Source organism: Albibacillus kandeliae, assembly GCF_003116585.1.
In the GTDB taxonomy this organism is placed as follows: domain Bacteria; phylum Pseudomonadota; class Alphaproteobacteria; order Rhodobacterales; family Rhodobacteraceae; genus Albibacillus; species Albibacillus kandeliae.
Genome location: NZ_QEHM01000004.1, coordinates 155,146 through 171,683, shown reverse-complemented (window position 1 = coordinate 171,683; position 16,538 = coordinate 155,146). Strand labels below are relative to the sequence as shown.

General features: G+C 66.4%; 16 protein-coding genes and 3 riboswitches. Of the genes, 4 read left to right on the top strand and 12 right to left on the bottom strand.

What is annotated here, in order from left to right:
* Positions 1-128: 128 nt before the first annotated feature.
* The 7 genes from rimM to ffh form a co-directional block, all read right to left on the bottom strand.
* Positions 129-629 carry a ribosome maturation factor RimM gene (rimM, locus tag DDT93_RS11490; RefSeq protein ID WP_109465989.1) on the bottom strand — a complete coding sequence of 167 codons (501 nt, stop codon included), beginning with the start codon at positions 627-629 and terminating at the stop codon, positions 129-131.
* A gap of 63 nt (positions 630-692) precedes the next feature.
* Positions 693-1,079 (bottom strand): 30S ribosomal protein S16, encoded by a 387-nt coding sequence (rpsP, locus tag DDT93_RS11485; RefSeq protein ID WP_109465988.1) that lies wholly within the window; start codon positions 1,077-1,079, stop codon positions 693-695.
* Between the two features lie 43 nt (positions 1,080-1,122).
* Positions 1,123-1,422, bottom strand: coding sequence for a chorismate mutase (locus DDT93_RS11480; protein WP_109465987.1), 300 nt, complete (start codon positions 1,420-1,422; stop codon positions 1,123-1,125).
* Positions 1,415-2,017 carry a GNAT family N-acetyltransferase gene (locus tag DDT93_RS11475; protein ID WP_109465986.1) on the bottom strand — a complete coding sequence of 201 codons (603 nt, stop codon included), beginning with the start codon at positions 2,015-2,017 and terminating at the stop codon, positions 1,415-1,417. The genes DDT93_RS11480 and DDT93_RS11475 overlap by 8 nt, the downstream gene beginning before the upstream one ends.
* Complete coding sequence (locus DDT93_RS11470; RefSeq protein WP_109465985.1) at positions 2,014-2,535, bottom strand: GNAT family N-acetyltransferase; 522 nt, start codon at positions 2,533-2,535, stop codon at positions 2,014-2,016. Before DDT93_RS11470 ends, DDT93_RS11475 begins: the two co-directional genes overlap by 4 nt.
* Positions 2,532-3,071, bottom strand: coding sequence for a GNAT family N-acetyltransferase (locus DDT93_RS11465; RefSeq protein ID WP_109465984.1), 540 nt, complete (start codon positions 3,069-3,071; stop codon positions 2,532-2,534). Before DDT93_RS11465 ends, DDT93_RS11470 begins: the two co-directional genes overlap by 4 nt.
* 85 nt (positions 3,072-3,156) lie before the next feature.
* Complete coding sequence (gene ffh / locus DDT93_RS11460) at positions 3,157-4,671, bottom strand: signal recognition particle protein (protein WP_109465983.1); 1,515 nt, start codon at positions 4,669-4,671, stop codon at positions 3,157-3,159.
* A 365-nt stretch (positions 4,672-5,036) separates the two neighbouring features.
* On the opposite strand from ffh, the gene DDT93_RS11455 reads away from it, so the two are divergent.
* A complete protein-coding gene (locus tag DDT93_RS11455) occupies positions 5,037-6,038 on the top strand; it encodes an aromatic ring-hydroxylating oxygenase subunit alpha (protein WP_109465982.1) in 1,002 nt (333 codons plus the stop codon).
* Positions 6,039-6,114: 76 nt separating this feature from the next.
* Here DDT93_RS11455 and metH read toward each other — a convergent pair whose 3' ends face one another.
* The 5 genes from metH to DDT93_RS11430 all read right to left on the bottom strand — a co-directional run bounded on the left by metH (position 6,115) and on the right by DDT93_RS11430 (position 12,975).
* Positions 6,115-8,844, bottom strand: a complete 2,730-nt coding sequence (gene metH / locus DDT93_RS11450; protein ID WP_109465981.1) for a methionine synthase — start codon at positions 8,842-8,844, stop codon at positions 6,115-6,117.
* Positions 8,837-9,898 (bottom strand): homocysteine S-methyltransferase family protein, encoded by a 1,062-nt coding sequence (locus DDT93_RS11445; protein ID WP_109465980.1) that lies wholly within the window; start codon positions 9,896-9,898, stop codon positions 8,837-8,839. Before DDT93_RS11445 ends, metH begins: the two co-directional genes overlap by 8 nt.
* Before the next feature lie 113 nt (positions 9,899-10,011).
* Complete coding sequence (locus tag DDT93_RS11440; protein ID WP_109465979.1) at positions 10,012-10,314, bottom strand: hypothetical protein; 303 nt, start codon at positions 10,312-10,314, stop codon at positions 10,012-10,014.
* 120 nt (positions 10,315-10,434) lie between these two features.
* A riboswitch (cobalamin riboswitch) is annotated at positions 10,435-10,636 on the bottom strand.
* A gap of 31 nt (positions 10,637-10,667) precedes the next feature.
* Entirely contained in the window at positions 10,668-11,744 is a 1,077-nt protein-coding gene (locus tag DDT93_RS11435; RefSeq protein WP_109465978.1) for a hybrid-cluster NAD(P)-dependent oxidoreductase, read from the bottom strand.
* 4 nt (positions 11,745-11,748) lie between these two features.
* Positions 11,749-12,975, bottom strand: coding sequence for an aromatic ring-hydroxylating oxygenase subunit alpha (locus DDT93_RS11430; protein WP_109465977.1), 1,227 nt, complete (start codon positions 12,973-12,975; stop codon positions 11,749-11,751).
* A gap of 116 nt (positions 12,976-13,091) precedes the next feature.
* A riboswitch (cobalamin riboswitch) is annotated at positions 13,092-13,291 on the bottom strand.
* Positions 13,292-13,482: 191 nt separating this feature from the next.
* Positions 13,483-13,675: riboswitch (cobalamin riboswitch) on the top strand.
* A 97-nt stretch (positions 13,676-13,772) separates the two neighbouring features.
* On the opposite strand from DDT93_RS11430, the gene nrdH reads away from it, so the two are divergent.
* From nrdH to nrdE, 3 genes are read left to right on the top strand one after another with little or no spacing between them, the layout of a single operon-like run.
* Complete coding sequence (gene nrdH / locus DDT93_RS11425) at positions 13,773-13,994, top strand: glutaredoxin-like protein NrdH (protein WP_109465976.1); 222 nt, start codon at positions 13,773-13,775, stop codon at positions 13,992-13,994.
* A 4-nt stretch (positions 13,995-13,998) separates the two neighbouring features.
* Positions 13,999-14,415: a class Ib ribonucleoside-diphosphate reductase assembly flavoprotein NrdI gene (gene nrdI / locus DDT93_RS11420; RefSeq protein WP_109465975.1), complete on the top strand. Its 417-nt coding sequence runs from the start codon at positions 13,999-14,001 to the stop codon at positions 14,413-14,415.
* Positions 14,397-16,529, top strand: coding sequence for a class 1b ribonucleoside-diphosphate reductase subunit alpha (gene nrdE, locus DDT93_RS11415; RefSeq protein ID WP_109465974.1), 2,133 nt, complete (start codon positions 14,397-14,399; stop codon positions 16,527-16,529). The genes nrdI and nrdE overlap by 19 nt, the downstream gene beginning before the upstream one ends.
* Positions 16,530-16,538: the final 9 nt, after the last annotated feature.

Genomic DNA, 16,538 nt, shown 5'->3' with positions numbered 1-16,538 from the left:
GACCACTTCGAGCTTACTCGGCTGGATGCCAAGGGCGCCCCGGGTGGTTTCGAGGTCACGGAGTTCGACGCAAAGGTGCCGGGCGCCATTTCAGCTCTGGTGGTCGCCCTCTTGGCGGGCCGGGCGGCCTAGAACAGCCCTTCGGGCGGGTCGGCGACGATGCGGCCTGCCGCGAGGTCGACGGTGGGCACGTTCACCAGCGTGAAGGGGAGCAGAACGGAGTCCTTCCCGGCCGGGCGGATTTCCAGCAGGTCGCCGGCGCCGTGGTTCTGCACGGCGATGACCTTGCCCAGTTCAGCACCGCCGGTGTCATAGGCGGTCAGGCCGATCAGGTCGGCATGGTAGAATTCGTCATCCGGCAGCGAGGGCAGCCGGTCGCGCGGGGCGTAGAGCTTCAGGCCTTTCAGCGCGTCGGCCTGTTCCTTGGTGGCGACCCCGCCGAGGTTGGCGGCAAAGCCGTTGTTGATCGCGCGGGTCAGCTCGAGCGTGTAGCTGCGGCTGCCGTCCTCGGTGAGGAGGGGGGAGTAGTTCCCGATATCCTCGGGGATGGCGCAGAAACTCTTGATGCGCACCTCGCCGCGGACGCCGAAGGCCCCGGCTATGGCACCGACACAGATCAGCTCGGACATGGCGCACCCGTCATGAAGGATGGAACGGGGCGGCGGGCCGATGCCCGCCGCCCGACGCACGGATTACTCCGCGGAGGCTTCCTCGGCCGGAGCGGCAGCGGCTTCGGCTGCTTCCGCTTCCTTGGCGGCCTTGGCTTCGGCGCGCTCCTGGGCTTTCTTGCCCGGGGTGCCTTTCTTGGGGTTGTTGCGGTCGGCCTTCTCGCTCACGCCGGCTGCTTCGAGCATACGGGCAACGCGGTCGGTCGGGGTCGCGCCCTGGTCGAGCCAGTACTTGATGCGCTCCACGTCCATCTTGACGCGGTCTTCGCTGTCCTTGGCGAGCAGCGGGTTGTAGGTGCCCAGCTTCTCGATGAAGCGGCCGTCGCGCGGCATGCGCGAGTCAGCAGCGACGATGCGGTAGAAGGGGCGCTTTTTCGAGCCGCCGCGGGCGAGACGGATTTTCATAGCCATTGGGGTATCTCCTTGTGAATGGCGGTGTGACGGGACAGTCCCGTCAGGATTGGTGTTTCTCGTGGTGGTGGATGACTTCCTGAATGATGAAGTTCAGGAAAGCCTTGGCGAACTCGGGGTCGAGGTCGGCCTTGATCGCCAGGTCTTCGAGCCGTGCGATCTGCTGCGCCTCGCGCGCGGGATCGGACGGGGGAAGGTCGTGTTCGGCTTTCAGTTTCCCGACAGCCTGCGTGTGCTTGAACCGCTCGGCCAGCGTGAAGACGAGGATCGCGTCAAGCCGGTCGATGCTTTCGCGGTGCCCTTTCAGGAGCGTTGCCGCGCGGGTGATCACGTCGTCAGTCAATGGCCCAGCCTTTCGGTTTGAACAGCGGATCGGCGTAGTGGCCGATTTCCATTTCGATGCCGTGGGCGAGCTGGCTGTTCTCCAGCGCGCGCGGCGCGGGGTGGCGATAGACCGCGTCGTTGCCGTCGATCGTCGCCGCCTCCGGATCCTTTCTGGCGCCAAGGCGCTCGGCCAGCCGGATGCTGTCGAGGTTCTTGGGGTCGATGTAGCTGACGGCGGTTTCCCAGCCGTTGCGGTAGAAGTAGCCGCGCACCGCGTGGGTGGCCTCCAGCGCGTAGCCCTTGCCGGCCTTGTCAGGCCAGATGATCCAGGCGATCTCGCGCTCGGGCCAGCGGGCGGGCTGCCAGCCGCCGGCCATGCCGTAGGTCTCGTCGGTGGCGCGGTCGCGGATCATCCACATGCCGAAGCCGCGGATCTCCCAGTGGCCGATCTCGGCGGCATAGAGCATCCAGGCCTCGTAGGCGTTCAGCGGCCCGCCCATGAACCGCGAGCGGTAGGAGGCGAAGGTGGCCTTGAAGTCCGGGTAGTCCTGCGGCTCGGGGCCGCGCAGCGAGAGGCGCCGGGTTTCGATCGTCGGGATGGAGGCGAGGTTCATGCGGGCACCTCCGCAACGCGGGGGTGGCGCCAGACCTTGCAGGCGTGGCCCATCACCTCGCCGTCCCGCTCGATCACCGCGCCGAGCCGCGCCGCGAGGGCGGCGGAGCGGTGGTTGTCGGGAACGATGTAGGAGATCACCCCGTCGAGCCCCTGGTGGCGGGCGGCATGGTCGCGGGCGGCCAGCGCCGCCTCGTAGGCATAGCCCTTGCCCTCGAAGCCCTCGAAGACGTGCCAGCCAAGTTCGGGTTCGTCCCAACCGTCGTTGAAGATCATGCCGACGCGGCCCGCCGTGGCGCCAGTGGCGCGGTCTTCGAGCATCCACATGCCGTAGCCGCGCAGCGCCCAGTGGCCGAAGGTGTTGAGGAACCCGCCCCAGGCGCGGGCGCGCGGGTAGGGGCCGCCGACCCATTTCGCACGGTCGGAGGCGCTGAAGGCAGCGAAGGCCTCGAAGTCGCGTTCCTCGGGGCCGCGCAGGATCAGGCGCTCAGTCTCGATGACGGGGATGTCCTCGATCATGCGTAGGCCTCCATCCCGCCCTCGCCAAGCGCCTCGGGCGCCGGGTGGCGCCAGACGTGCATCAGCCCGTGGCGCTGGTGGGTGAAACTGCCGTCGCGGGTGCAGCCGAGTCGTTCGGCCACGCGGGCCGAGCCGGTGTTTTCGGGCTTTACCAGACTGATGGCCGTGGCCCAGCCGAGGACGTCATAGGCAAAGCCGCGGGCGGCGGTGCCGGCCTCGGTGGCATAGCCGCGACCCTCGTGGCCATCGAAGAGATCCCAGCCGATTTCGGGCTCGGGCCAGCCGAAGGGGCAGAACAGGCCGACCATGCCGATGGTCTCGCCGCTGTCGCGCGCCTCGACGATCCAGCGGCCGAAGCCCTTGAGCTGCCAGTGTCCCGCCTCCATCGCCAGCATCCGCCAGGCGGCCTCGTCACCGAGGGGGCCGCCGACGAAATGCGAACGTTCGCCCGCGTAGAAGGCGGCGAAGGGCGCGAAATCGCGCTCTTCCGGCGCCCGCAGGATCAGTCGCTGGGTATGGAGGGTGGGGATCTGCATCAGCCGCGCATCCTCACGGCCCGCAGCGCGGCCGGATGCCGGGGAAGCCTCCGGCGGGGATATTTATGACCCAAAGAAGCCATGGTCACTTCTTCTTGCCGAAGCCGGAGAGGCCCGAGGGCAGGCCCATGCCACCGCCGCCGAGGCCCGGCAGCCCGCCGCCGGGCAGCTTGCCGCCCATCTGCTTGGCCGCTGCCTCGAGCGCCTTGGGGTCCATCTGGGAGGGGTCCATGCCGCCGGGCAGGCCGCCCTTGCCGAACATGGCCTTCATGGCCTGTTTCATCATGCCACCCTTGCCCATCTTGCCCATCTTCTTCATCACGTCGCCCATCTGGCGGTGCATCTTCAGAAGCTTGTTGAGGTCGGAGACATCCATGCCCGCGCCGGCGGCGATGCGCTTCTTGCGCGAGGCCTGCAGGAGGGCCGGATTGGCGCGTTCCTTCTTGGTCATGGACTGGATCAGGGCGATCTGGCGCTTGAGCACCTTGTCGTCGAGCCCGGCATCCTCGGCCTGCTTGGCCATCTTGCCCATGCCGGGCATCATGGACATCATGCCTTCCATGCCGCCCATCTTGAGCATCTGTTCCAGCTGCATGCGCAGGTCGTTCATGTTGAACTGACCCTTCATCATGCGCTTCATCATCTTCTCGGCCTGTTCGGCCTCGATGGTTTCCTGCGCGCGCTCGACGAGGCTGACGATGTCGCCCATGCCGAGGATTCGGCCCGCGATACGCTCGGGCTCGAAGGTCTCGATGGCGTCCATCTTCTCGCCGAGGCCGACGAAGCGGATCGGCTTGCCGGTGATGGCGCGCATCGAGAGCGCGGCGCCGCCGCGGCCGTCGCCATCCATCCGGGTGAGGACAACACCGGTCACGCCGATCTTGTCGTCGAATTCGGTCGCGACGTTCACCGCGTCCTGACCGGTGAGGCCGTCGACCACCAGCAGCGTCTCGCGCGGGCTTACCACGTCGCGGACATCGGCGGCCTGCTGGATCAGCTCGGCGTCGATGTGCAGGCGGCCGGCGGTGTCGAGCATGTAGACGTCGTAGCCGCCGAGGGAGGCCTGGGTCTTGGCCCGTTTGGCGATCTGGACCGGGTTCTCGCCCTTGACGATCGGCAGGGTGTCGACGCCGATCTGCTTGCCGAGGATCGCCAGCTGCTCCATGGCCGCCGGGCGGTTGGTGTCGAGCGAGGCCATCAGAACGCGCTTGCCGTCGCGTTCCTTCATCCGCCGCGCGAGCTTGGCGGTGGTGGTGGTCTTGCCCGAGCCCTGCAGGCCGACCATCAGGATCGGCGCGGGCGGGTTGTCGATCTTGAGTTTGCCGGGGTCCTCGTCACCGCGCAGCACGTCGATCAGCGCGTCGTGCACGATCTTGACGACCTGCTGGCCCGGGGTCACCGACTTGGTGACCGCCTGGCCTGTGGCCTTGTCCTGCACCGCCTTGACGAAATCGCGCGCCACCGGCAGCGAGACGTCGGCCTCGAGCAGGGCGACGCGCACTTCGCGCAGGGCGGTCTTGACGTCCTCTTCCGAGAGCGCGCCCTGTTTCGTCAGGCGGTCGAAGACGCCGGAGAGGCGTTCTGACAGGCTTTCAAACATGTTCCGGCTCCTTAAGACCGTTGACCTTTGCCCCCTACTTAGGAAGGGGACGCGAAATGCACAAACGCCCCCACGGGCGTAACACGCTGGTGGGGGGCGATCCCTGCATGGCAAGGGACCGGAAGACAGATCTCTTCCGGATGTTCAGGCGGGCAATAGGCTGTCGGGGGCTGCGAGTCAAGGCTCGCGGTCGAGCCGGGCCGTGACCGCCCTGGCGATGCGGGCCGCCGCGATGCAGGCAGGCAAGGCGCGCCGCCTATTGGCTGGGCAATGCGCGGGCACCGCGCGCCGGATGTCGCTCCTGTCGTTGCGGCACCGGCGGAAAGCGCCTAGCGATTCCCCAATGACCTGAAGGAGAGGCCGCGATGCGCAACCTGGACCCCGTGAACTACGTCTCGCCGGAAATTCACCGCGAGGACGTGAAGACCATCTTTGCCGCCACTTGGCAGCTTGTCTGCCCTGTCTCGCGCCTGAAGGAGCGCGGGGACTACGTGGCGACCGAGATCGCGGGAAACAAGGTGTTCGTGGTGATGACCCGCGACGGCATCCGGGCCTTTCGCAATGTCTGCCGCCATCGCGGCGCGCGGCTGCTGCCCGAGGGGGCGGGGCGCTGTTCGACCCTCAGGTGCCCCTACCACCAGTGGGTCTGGGGCGAGGACGGGTCGCTGCTGAACGTGCCGTTCTGGGGCGATGATCCGGAGTTCAACAAGGACGACTGGGCGCTCGACACCGTCGCCTTCGACACATGGCGCGGGCTGCTGTTCGTCTGCCTCGCGCCGGAGAAGACACTGGCCGAGCAACTGGGCGCGGTGGTGCCGGAACTGCAGGACGAGCCGATGGAGACCTACAGCTGGATGCAGGAGGAACGGCTGGTCTTCGATGCGAACTGGAAGATCTACACCGACAACTTCGTCGAGGGCTATCACATCCCGGGGATCCACCCGGAGTTTCACCGGGCCATCGAGTTCGACCGGTTCGAGACCACGGCGCATGAGGGCATGGTGCGTATGACCGCGCCGCCGCGCGAGGGCTTGTTCTATCGCGGCAAGTGGCTGTGGATGTGGCCGAACTGGACGCTGTCGCTGTTCGAGGGCGGCATGAACACCAGCCGCATCAACCCGATCGACCATCGCCGGACCGAGCTGATCTACAACTTCTACTTTGCCGATACCTCCGAGGCCGCTGCGCCGAAGCGGGCCAAGACCATCGCCGACAACCTTGCCGTGGTGCGCGAGGATTTCGAGGTCTGCCTCGAAACCCAGAAGAACTATGAAAGTGGCGGTTATCGGTCCGGGCCGCTGTCGCCGCGTCACGAGGCGGGGGTCAAGTACTTCCAGGATCAGCTGCGCGCGGTTGGGGCGCGCTGAGGCCCGACAGCCGCAATTATGGGCTGGCAGGGCCCCGGTGAGGGGGCCGTGCCGGTCCGGTCGGGGGGGCTCTGGGCTATTCCGCCGCGAGCCCGGCGGTTGCCTCGGGCCGGTAGTTCAGGATCGGCGCCAGCCAGCGTTCGGCCTCTTCCAAGTCCATGCCCTTGCGCGCGGCATAGTCGGCGACCTGATCGCGTTCGACCTTGGCCACGCCGAAGTAGTAGGATTCCGGGTGCCCGATGTAGAGGCCCGAGACTGAGGAGCCGGGCCACATGGCCATGCTCTCGGTGAGTTGCACGCCGGTATTGGCCTCGGCGTCCAGCAGGTCGAAGAGGGTTCGCTTCTCGGTGTGGTCCGGTTGCGCGGGATAGCCCGGCGCGGGCCGGATGCCGCGATAGGGTTCGCCGATCAGTTCCTGCGGATCGAAGGTCTCGTCCGGGTCGTAGCCCCAGAACTCGCGCCGCACGCGCTGGTGCAGCATCTCGGCCATCGCCTCGGCAAAGCGGTCGGCGAGGGCCTTGACCATGATCGCGCCGTAGTCGTCGCCCGCCTTTTCGAAGCGTTCGGCGATGGCGGATTCCTCGGGGCCAGCCGTGACCACGAAGCCACCGACCCAGTCGGCCACGCCTTCGGGCGCCACGAAGTCGGCAAGGGCGAGGTTGGGGCTGTCCTTCCGCTTGGCCGTCTGCTGGCGCAGAGTGTGCAGAGTGGCGAGAGGCGCGGAGCGGTCGGCGCCGGTGAACAGGCGGATATCGTCGCCGTCGCGGTTGGCAGGCCAGAACCCGACCACGGCACGCGGACCGAACCAGCGCTCGCCGATGATCTGCTGCAGCATCGCCTGCGCGTCGGCGAAGAGGGCGCGGGCGGCCTCGCCGTAGGTCTCGTTCTCGAGGATACGGGGGTAGACGCCCTTCAGTTCCCAGGTCTGGAAGAAGGGGGTCCAGTCGATGTAGCGCGCGATCTCGGCGAGGTCCCAGTCCTCGATCACCTTCGCGCCGGTAAAGGCGGGTTCGGCGACCGAGTAGCCGGTCCAGTCGATCTTCATCGCGTTCGCGCGGGCCGCAGCCAGCGGCAGGCGCGCCTTGGCACGCTCGGCGCGTTCGTGGCGCTCGGCCACCTCGGAGTACTCGGCCCGGATGCCCGCCACGTAGTCGTCGCGCTGGGTATTGCTGAGCAGCGAGGACACTACACCGACCGCGCGGCTGGCATCGGTGACGTAGATCGCCTGATTGCGGGTGTAACGCGGGGCGATCTTGACCGCCGTGTGGACCTTGGAGGTCGTCGCGCCACCGATCAGCAGCGGTACATCGAAGTTCTCGCGTTCCAGCTCGGTGGCAAGGTGCACCATCTCGTCCAGCGACGGGGTGATCAGGCCGGAGAGGCCGATGATGTCGACATCATGCGCGCGGGCCTCTTCGAGGATCTTCTGGGGGGAGACCATGACGCCGAGGTCGATGATCTCGTAGTTGTTGCAGGCCAGCACGACGCCGACGATGTTCTTGCCTATGTCGTGAACGTCGCCCTTGACCGTCGCCATCAGGACCTTGCCCGCGCTGCTGCGCTGGTCACCTCCGTTCAGGCGCTTTTCCTCTTCCATGTAGGGCAGCAGGACGGCCACCGCCTGCTTCATCACGCGGGCGGATTTCACCACCTGCGGCAGGAACATCTTGCCCGCGCCGAAGAGGTCGCCGACCACGTTCATGCCTGCCATCAGCGGCCCCTCGATCACGTCGAGCGGCTTGTCGGCGGACTGGCGGGCGGCCTCGGTGTCTTCCTCGACGAATTCGGTGATGCCGTTGACCAGCGCGTGCTCCAGCCGCTTCTCGACCGGCCACTCGCGCCATGCGAGGTCGCGCTTCTTCTCTTCGCGGGCGCCGCCGCGGAAGCGTTCGGCGATGTCCAGCAGGTTCTCGGTGGGGTTGCCGCCGTTGGCAGGGGTGCGGTTCAGCACCACGTCCTCGCAGGCTTCGCGCAGGTCGGGGTCGATCTGGTCGTAGACCGCCAGCTGACCGGCGTTGACGATGCCCATGTCCATGCCCGCCTTGATGGCGTGGTAGAGGAACACCGCGTGCATGGCTTCCCGCACCGGCTCGTTGCCGCGGAAGCTGAACGACAGGTTCGAGACGCCGCCGGAGATATGGCAGTGCGGTAGGTTCTGCCGGATCCAGCGGGCCGCCTCGATGAAGTCGACACCGTAGTTGTCGTGTTCCTCGATGCCCGTGGCGACGGCAAAGACGTTCGGGTCGAAGATGATGTCCTCGGGCGGGAAGCCGACCTGCTCGGTCAGGATCCGGTAGGCCCGCGCGCAGATCTCGGTCTTGCGCTGGAAGCTGTCGGCCTGGCCCTGCTCGTCGAAGGCCATGATCACGACGGCGGCGCCGTAGGCGAGGCAGAGCGAGGCGTGGTGGAGGAACGCCTCTTCGCCTTCTTTCAGCGAAATCGAGTTCACCACCGGCTTGCCCTGCACGCATTGCAGGCCCGCCTCGATCACCTCCCACTTGGAGCTGTCGATCATGATCGGGACGCGGGCGATGTCGGGCTCGGCGGCGATGAGGTTCAGGAAGTCGATCATCGCCTGTTTCGAGTCGATCAGGCCCTCGTCCATGTTGATGTCGATGATCTGGGCGCCGTTCTCGACCTGATCGCGCGCGACGTCGAGCGCAGCGGCGTAATCACGGTTGGTGATCAGCTTGCGGAAGCGGGCCGAGCCGGTGACGTTGGTCCGCTCGCCCACGTTCACGAAGGGAATGTCCTTCGTCAGAACGAAGGGTTCGAGCCCGGAGAGGCGGAGGAGGGGGTCATGCATCGGCGGTTTCCTCGATCCGGCGGGGCGCGTAGCCGGCGACATGCTCGGCTATCGCGCGGATATGCTCTGGGGTGGTGCCGCAGCAGCCGCCCACGACGTTCACGAGGCCTTCGCGGGCAAAGACCTCGACCTTGCGGGCGGTATCCTCGGGCTCTTCGTCGTACTGGCCGAAGGCGTTGGGGAGGCCCGCGTTGGGATAGGCGCAGACCAGCGTGTCGGCGACACCGGCCAGTTCGCTCAGGTGCGGGCGCATCGCGTCGGCGCCGAGGGCGCAGTTGAGGCCCACGGTGAAGGGGCGGGCGTGGCGCACCGAATGCCAGAAGGCGGTTGGAGTCTGGCCCGAGAGGGTGCGGCCGGAGGCGTCGGTGATGGTGCCCGAGATCATGATCGGCAGGCGCTGCCCGATCCTGGCGAAGCTTTCGAAGGCGGCGAAGATCGCGGCCTTGGCGTTCAGCGTGTCGAAGATGGTCTCGATCAGGATCAGGTCGGCACCGCCCGCGATCAGCCCGTCGATCTGCTGGCCATAGGCGAGGCGCAGGTCGTCGAAGGTGACGGCGCGATAGCCCGGGTCGTTCACGTCGGGGCTGATCGAGGCGGTGCGGTTGGTCGGGCCGACCGCACCGGCGACCCAGCGCGGCTTGCCGTCCTCTGCGGTGGCCCGGTCCGCCGCGCGCCGGGCAACCTGCGCGCCCGCGACGTTGAGGTCGTGGACCGCCGCCTCTAGCCCGTAGTCGGCCTGAGCGATGGTGGTGGAGGAGAAGGTGTTGGTCTCGAGGATATCCGCCCCCGCCAGCGCGAACTTCAGCTGGATGTCCTCGACCGCCTGCGGCTGTGTCAGGACCAGAAGGTCGTTGTTGCCCTTCTGCGGGTGGTCCGATTGGTGGTGACGGCAGCCGGGGCCGTGGATGTGCCCGTTCGCGGTGAAATCCTCCTCGGTCATGTTCAGCGTCTGGATCATCGTGCCCATCGCGCCGTCGAGAATGAGGATGCGCTCTCGCGCCGCCTGTTCGAGGGCGGCGAAGGTTCGGGTTGGCGGGAGGGAATAGCTGTTCATGGCGGGACCTGCGTTGTCAGGTCCTGCAGATAGTCGCCCACCTGTAGGGGGTCAAATTCATATCCCGCGTCAAGATCATGAGCGTGCCTCATGATCTTGACGGTGTGCCGAGGCTAGAGCATGCGCCGCCGTTCCCGCGCGCCACCCCGGCGGCGGGGACTGGGGAGCGAGAGGTCCATCGGTGCGGGCGGGCCCGACCTCGACTTGCGGAGCAGGTCGCAGAAGGTCGCGACCGCCGGATCGGTGGCGGCAAAGGGTTCCGCCATCCGCAGCGCGCGGTCGGCCTCGTCGGGGAAGCTTGCGCCCGGCCTAAGCCAGGCGAGCCATTGCAGGTAGCCGAGCTTGCCCAGCTCGACGGCGCGTTCCGGGGTGTCGGCCCGGCTTTGCAGGGTGGTGATCGTTCGTTCCAGCAGCATGCGCCCTCCGCGCAGAAGTGGCGGGGCCGGAAACGGGCAACGATGTCGGCGGACTGTATCGGTCCATGGCGCTGCCTCCGCTCCGGGCGACCCCGCCCGGTTCCAGGTGACTGCGGCGCGGGAACCGCGCCGGAGATGGCAGGTCTCCTGACTTGCGGGTCGATGCAGTCCCGAACCTTCCCGGGCCGGGGCCCAGTGGCGTTCTACGGGACGGCTCTCCGCCTACAGTTGCGGGGGCAGTCGCGGAATTGGGCCTTGGCCCGCACCGCGTTCCCTTTTCAGCCGGCCCTCTCGGGCCGGCACCATCGTTGGGATGAATGGCACATTGCGCGCGTGCTGTCCACGGCGCGGGCCTAGACCTCGACCTCCACGGCGCCGATCGGATGCGAGCAGCAGGCAAGGATGTAGCCCTCGGCGATGTCGTCGTCGGAAATGCCGCCATTGTGAACCATGTGCACCTCTCCCGCGGTCTTGCGGATCTTGCAGGTGCCGCAGAGCCCGAAGGTGCAGCCCGAGGGGATGTTGAGCCCGGAGCTGCGTGCGACGGCAAGCACCGTGTCGGTTTCGGCGCAGGAGGCGGTCACCCCGGAGAGGGCGAAGGAGATTTCCGCCGTCGCGTTCTGTTCGGGCACGGTGTCGTCGATGGGCGGCAGTTCCTCGGCGGTCGCGGCCGGGGCCTGGAAGCTCTCCTGGTGATAGCGCTCCATGTCGAAGCCCATGCCCTGCAGCGCTTCGCGCACGGCGAGCATGAAGGGTTCGGGGCCGCAGCAGAACACTTCGCGTTCGAGGTAGTCGGGCGCCATGAGGCCCAGCATCAGCTGGTTCAACTGACCCTGATACCCGGTCCAGGGCGCGAAACGGTCGGGGGTTTCGACGACCCATTTCAGCTCGATCCCCGGCACCCGGCTGGCCATGTGTTCCAGCCGCTCGCGGAAGATGATCTCCGACGGGCGACGTGCGCAGTTGATGAAGACCACGTCGGGTTCCGACCCGAGGTCGAACATGTAGGTGGTCATCGCCATCATCGGCGTGATGCCGGAGCCCGCCGAGATGAACAGGTATTTCTCGGCCGGGTGGGACATGTGCGAGAACAGTCCGGCGGGGCCCACCGCGCGGATCTGAACCCCCGGCGCGAGGTTGTCGAGCATCCAGCGGGTGCCGATGCTGGTGTCCTGCGCCTTGGCGGTGATCGAGATCGACCGGGGTCGCGAGGGTGAGGAGGAGATGGTGTAGGTGCGGTAGACCGGGCCGCCGGGGGCCGGGATCTCGAGCGTCAGGAACTGGCCGGGCAGGTAGTTGAACAGGGCGTCGGACGGGGCGCGGAAGGTGAAGGTCGCCACGTTGGGCACCTCGGGGATGATCGAGACGCATTCCAGCATCTCGGCATCCTTCCAGATGGCCCGTTCGGCGAAGGGGCTGAGGTCGTTCATCGTATTACTCCGCCGCCATCCGCAGGGTCGTCAGGCGGTTGCTCATGGTGTTGCAGTACCAGTTCACGAACCCCATCACCCCGGTCTCGTGGATCGGCGAGTAGGGTCCGGGTTCGTAGGCGGGCGAGTTGATGCCGTGCTGGTTGTCCTCGACCACGCGGCGGTCCTCGTCGTTCGTCGCGATCCAGACTTCGGTCAGGCGGTTCAGGTCGTAATCGACCCCCTCGACCGCGTCCTTGTTCACCAGCCACTTGGTGGTGACCTCGGTCGTGGTGGGCGAAAGCGGGGTGACCCGGAAGACGATGGAGTGATCCTGCAGGAAGTGGTTCCACGTGGTCGGGTAGTGGTACTTGAGCAGGGTGCCGGCGGCCTCGTCGCGGACCCGGCCAAGGAACCTGGTCACGCCCGGTTTCAGGTCCATCGTAAAGCTCTGCGCGCCGGGCAGGAGCGGCATCCGGGCCAGCCGGTACTGCATGTCGTCGGACATGCGGAACTGCGAGGGGTAGCCCTTGGCCTCCAGCCGGTCGAAGTGCTGTTGCAGGTGCGGGGGCGAGACGCCTTCCTCGATCCCGGTCACGGTGGGATCGTCGGTGAAGGAGCGGCAGAGGCCCGGGTGGTTGCCGCCGCAGTGATAGCATTCGCGGTTGTTTTCCCAGACCAGCTTCCAGTTGCCGTTCTCGACGATGGAGGTCGAGTGGGCGACCTTGGCGTTGGCAAGGTCGTGGACCTCGAGATAGGGGCGGGCGAGGTCGGCGAAGGTGTCGAAATCGGGCGCGGTATCCGCGAGGCAGATGTAGACGAGCCCGGCCAGTTCGCGGCAGTGGACGGGTTTCAGCCCGTGCTTGGACGCATCGAAATCGGGGCCCATCTCGCGGGCCCAGAGCAAGCGGCCGTCGAGTTCGTAGGTCCACTGGTGATAGGGGCACACCAGCTTGGGCGAGACGCCTTTGGCCTTGTTGCAGATCACCGACCCGCGGTGGCGGCAGGAGTTGTGGAAGGCCCGGATCACGTTGTCGGCGCCGCGCACGATGACGACGCCGTAGGCGCCAACCTGGTGGGTCACGTAGGCGCCGGGTTTTTCCAGCTCGCAGGCGGGAATCGCGAAGAGCCAGTCGCGGTAGAAGATGGTTTCCATGTCGGTGCGATAGATATCGGCGTCGGTGTAGAACGGTTGCTCCAGCGCGTGGCCGGGTTTGCGCCGCGCCAGCAGTTCGGTGATGGTAGTGCTCATGTCCTGGGCTCCTGCCGCATTCGCGGATTGGCTGTGCGGAGGGCGGCAAGCGCGGACAGGGCCGCAGGCAGGGGAGGAGCCGCGAACCGTTCCGGCGCCATGACCGCCACCCGCGGTTCGACGTCTGGCACAAGGCTGGTTTCCGGACTTGACCGTGGCCCTTGCGGGCCGGGGCGCAACGCCTTCCCGGGACTCCTCCTGCCCAGTGGCGAATGTTGCGTCCCGTGACGGTTTCACCGTTGCGGGGGCAGTGCCGGGTTTGCACCGGCTTCCCAATTCTCGGACCTAGGTCCGCACCTCGTGGTTTCTTGATACGCAGGTCGCTGCAGGTGCGATGCACGATTTGCGACCACGGCCTGCCCGAAAAAGACACGGGCGCAGGTTTTCGTCGCGGGGCCCCGGATCGGCCAGTGGGGCAAGGCGTTTCCGGCCTTTCGGAGGCGCGCGATGGCGGAGGATCTGCAGGATGGGTGCACTCCATATATTGACATCGATGTGGCGCAGAACCCAATATGAGGTTGCTTCGGTGCTCATGGGGTGACTCGTGGGCTAAGAGGGAAGCCGGTGAGGTTCCGGCACTGCCCCCGCAACTGTAAGCGGCGAGTCGCGGTTCGAATCCACTGGCGTTTTGCGCTGGGAAGGCGAACCAGAGGCGTTCGAGCCGCAAAGTCAGGAGACCTGCCGAGGCAAAGCGATGACGACCACGGCGGAGGGCCGGGCGCGCGGTTGGTTGCAGGTTGCGGCCAACGCCCGTGTCCCTTTCGCCCCGAGGCATAGAACTGGCAAGGGACAAGAACATGAGCATCACCGTCTACTCGAAACCGGCCTGCGTGCAGTGCACCGCAACCACCCGCGCCCTCGAAGCGCGCGGACTGGAGTTCGACCTGGTCGACCTGACCGAGGATGCGGCCGCGCTCGAGATGGTGCAGGGCCTTGGCTATCGGCAGGCTCCTGTCGTCGTTGCCGGTGATGACCACTGGGCGGGCTTTCGGCCCGACATGATCAACCGCCTGTCCTGATCCGATGGGAGGGCTGGTCTATTTCTCCAGCGGGTCGGGAAACACCGCCCGGCTGGTGGACCGGCTCGGCCTTCCCGCCCTGCGGATTCCGACACGCGCCGACAGCGAGCCGCCGGTGATGGCCGAACCCTTCGTGTTGATCTGTCCGACCTATTCGGACGGGGAGGGGCGCGGGGCTGTGGCCAAGCCGGTGATCCGGTTCCTGAACGTCGCCGCCAATCGCAGCCTGCTGGCGGGCGTTGTCGCCGGCGGCAACCGAAACTTCGGGGCGACCTTCGCCCTTGCCGGCGATGTCATCGCCGCCAAATGCAACGTCCCCGTGCTCTACCGTTTCGAGCTGGCCGGGACCGAAACCGATATCGCCCGGATCCGTGACGGGCTGAAAACCTTCTGGGGAACCCGATGCTTGACGCCAGCCTGACCAACGGTCTCGACTATCACGCGCTGAACGCGATGCTGAACCTCTACGATGCCGAGGGGAACATCCAGTTCGAGGCCGACAAGATGGCGGCGCGCCAGTACTTCCTGCAGCACGTCAACCAGAACACGGTGTTCTTTCACTCGCTGGACGAGAAACTCGGCTATCTGGTCGACGAGGGTTATTACGACGCGGGTGTGCTGGACCAGTATTCGCGGAATTTCCAGCGCGCGATCTGGGACGCGGCCTATGCCCGCAAGTTCCGGTTCCCGACCTTCCTCGGTGCCTTCAAGTACTACACCTCCTACACCCTCAAGACCCGCGACGGGCAGCGCTATCTCGAACGCTACGAGGATCGGGTGGTGATGAACGCCCTGACCCTCGCGCGCGGCGACGAGGACCTGGCGATGCGGCTGATGGAAGAGGTCCTGTCGGGCCGGTTCCAGCCTGCTACTCCGACCTTCCTCAACGCTGGCAAGAAGGCGCGGGGCGAGTTCGTCTCGTGCTTCCTGCTGCGGCTGGAAGACAACATGGAAAGCATCGGGCGGGGCATCAACTCGGCGCTGCAGCTTTCGAAGCGCGGCGGCGGCGTGGCGTTGATGCTGACCAACATCCGCGAGCACGGCGCGCCGATCAAGGGGATCGAGAACCAGTCCTCGGGCGTCATCCCGGTGATGAAGCTGTTGGAGGATTCCTTCAGCTATGCCAACCAGCTGGGCGCGCGGCAGGGGGCCGGGGCCGTCTATCTGAACGCCCACCACCCGGATATCCTGCGGTTCCTCGACACCAAGCGCGAGAACGCGGACGAGAAGATCCGGATCAAGACGCTGAGCCTTGGCGTGGTGATCCCCGACGTGACCTTCGAGCTCGCCAAGAAGAACGAGGACATGTACCTGTTCTCGCCGCATGACGTCGAAAAGGTCTACGGCAAGCCGTTCTCGGATATCTCGGTCACCGAAAAGTACGCCGAGATGGTGGGCAATCAGAAGATCCGGAAGAAGAAGATCAACGCGCGTCAGTTCTTCCAGACGATTGCCGAGATCCAGTTCGAGTCGGGCTATCCCTACATCATGTTCGAAGACACGGTGAACCGCGCGAACCCGATCGCGGGCCGGATCGCCATGTCGAACCTGTGCTCGGAAATCCTGCAGGTCAACGAGGCCTCGGAGTTCAACGACGACCTCAGCTATGCGCACATGGGCACCGATATCTCCTGCAACCTCGGTTCGATGAACATCGCACGCGCGATGGACGGTGGCGACCTTGCCGGGGCGGTCGGGACGGCGGTGCGCGCGCTGAACGCGGTCAGCGAGATGTCGGCGATCGACTCGGTGCCCTCGATCCGAAAGGGCAACGACGAGAGCCACGCCATCGGCCTCGGCCAGATGAACCTGCACGGCTTCCTCGCGCGCGAGCACATTCACTACGGCAGCCCCGAGGGGGTCGAGTTCACCTCCTGCTACTTCGCCGCCGTGTTGTTCCACGCGCTGACGGCCTCCTGCGCGCTGGCGCGCGAGAAGGGGACGCGCTTCAAGGGCTTCGAGGACTCCGCCTATGCCGACGGCAGTTTCTTCGAGAAGTACGTGACCCGCAGCTGGCGGCCCGAAGGCGCCGAGGTGAAGGCGCTGTTCAAGAAGTTCGGGATCACCTTGCCGTCGAAGAAGGACTGGGCCGCGCTGAAGGACGACGTCATGGCGCACGGGCTCTACAACCGCAACCTTCAGGCCGTGCCGCCGACCGGGTCGATCAGCTACATCAACTACGCCACCTCCTCGATCCACCCGATCACAGCCAAGATCGAGATCCGCAAGGAAGGCAAGATCGGCCGCGTCTACTACCCGGCGCCCTACATGACCGGCGAGAACCTCGAGTATTACCGCGACGCCTACGAAATCGGGCCCGAGGCCATCATCGACACCTATGCCGCCGCCACCGAGCACGTGGACCAGGGCCTGTCGCTGACCCTCTTCTTCCCGGCCGAGGCCTCGACCCGCGACATCAACCGGGCCCAGATCTACGCGTGGAAGAAGGGCATCAAGACGATCTACTACATCCGACTGCGCCAGGCCGCGCTGGAGGGAACCGAGGTGGAAGGCTGCGTGTCCTGCACGCTTTGAGAAAGACAG

Coding starts and splice junctions, on each gene's coding strand:
- rimM (WP_109465989.1), bottom strand. CDS start 629: ATGTCCGAGCTGATCTGTGTCGGTGCCATAGCCGGGGCCTTCGGCGTC.
- rpsP (WP_109465988.1), bottom strand. CDS start 1,079: ATGGCTATGAAAATCCGTCTCGCCCGCGGCGGCTCGAAAAAGCGCCCC.
- DDT93_RS11475 (WP_109465986.1), bottom strand. CDS start 2,017: ATGAACCTCGCCTCCATCCCGACGATCGAAACCCGGCGCCTCTCGCTG.
- DDT93_RS11470 (WP_109465985.1), bottom strand. CDS start 2,535: ATGATCGAGGACATCCCCGTCATCGAGACTGAGCGCCTGATCCTGCGC.
- DDT93_RS11465 (WP_109465984.1), bottom strand. CDS start 3,071: ATGCAGATCCCCACCCTCCATACCCAGCGACTGATCCTGCGGGCGCCG.
- ffh (WP_109465983.1), bottom strand. CDS start 4,671: ATGTTTGAAAGCCTGTCAGAACGCCTCTCCGGCGTCTTCGACCGCCTG.
- DDT93_RS11455 (WP_109465982.1), top strand. CDS start 5,037: ATGCGCAACCTGGACCCCGTGAACTACGTCTCGCCGGAAATTCACCGC.
- metH (WP_109465981.1), bottom strand. CDS start 8,844: ATGCATGACCCCCTCCTCCGCCTCTCCGGGCTCGAACCCTTCGTTCTG.
- DDT93_RS11445 (WP_109465980.1), bottom strand. CDS start 9,898: ATGAACAGCTATTCCCTCCCGCCAACCCGAACCTTCGCCGCCCTCGAA.
- DDT93_RS11440 (WP_109465979.1), bottom strand. CDS start 10,314: ATGCTGCTGGAACGAACGATCACCACCCTGCAAAGCCGGGCCGACACC.
- DDT93_RS11435 (WP_109465978.1), bottom strand. CDS start 11,744: ATGAACGACCTCAGCCCCTTCGCCGAACGGGCCATCTGGAAGGATGCC.
- DDT93_RS11430 (WP_109465977.1), bottom strand. CDS start 12,975: ATGAGCACTACCATCACCGAACTGCTGGCGCGGCGCAAACCCGGCCAC.
- nrdH (WP_109465976.1), top strand. CDS start 13,773: ATGAGCATCACCGTCTACTCGAAACCGGCCTGCGTGCAGTGCACCGCA.
- nrdI (WP_109465975.1), top strand. CDS start 13,999: ATGGGAGGGCTGGTCTATTTCTCCAGCGGGTCGGGAAACACCGCCCGG.
- nrdE (WP_109465974.1), top strand. CDS start 14,397: ATGCTTGACGCCAGCCTGACCAACGGTCTCGACTATCACGCGCTGAAC.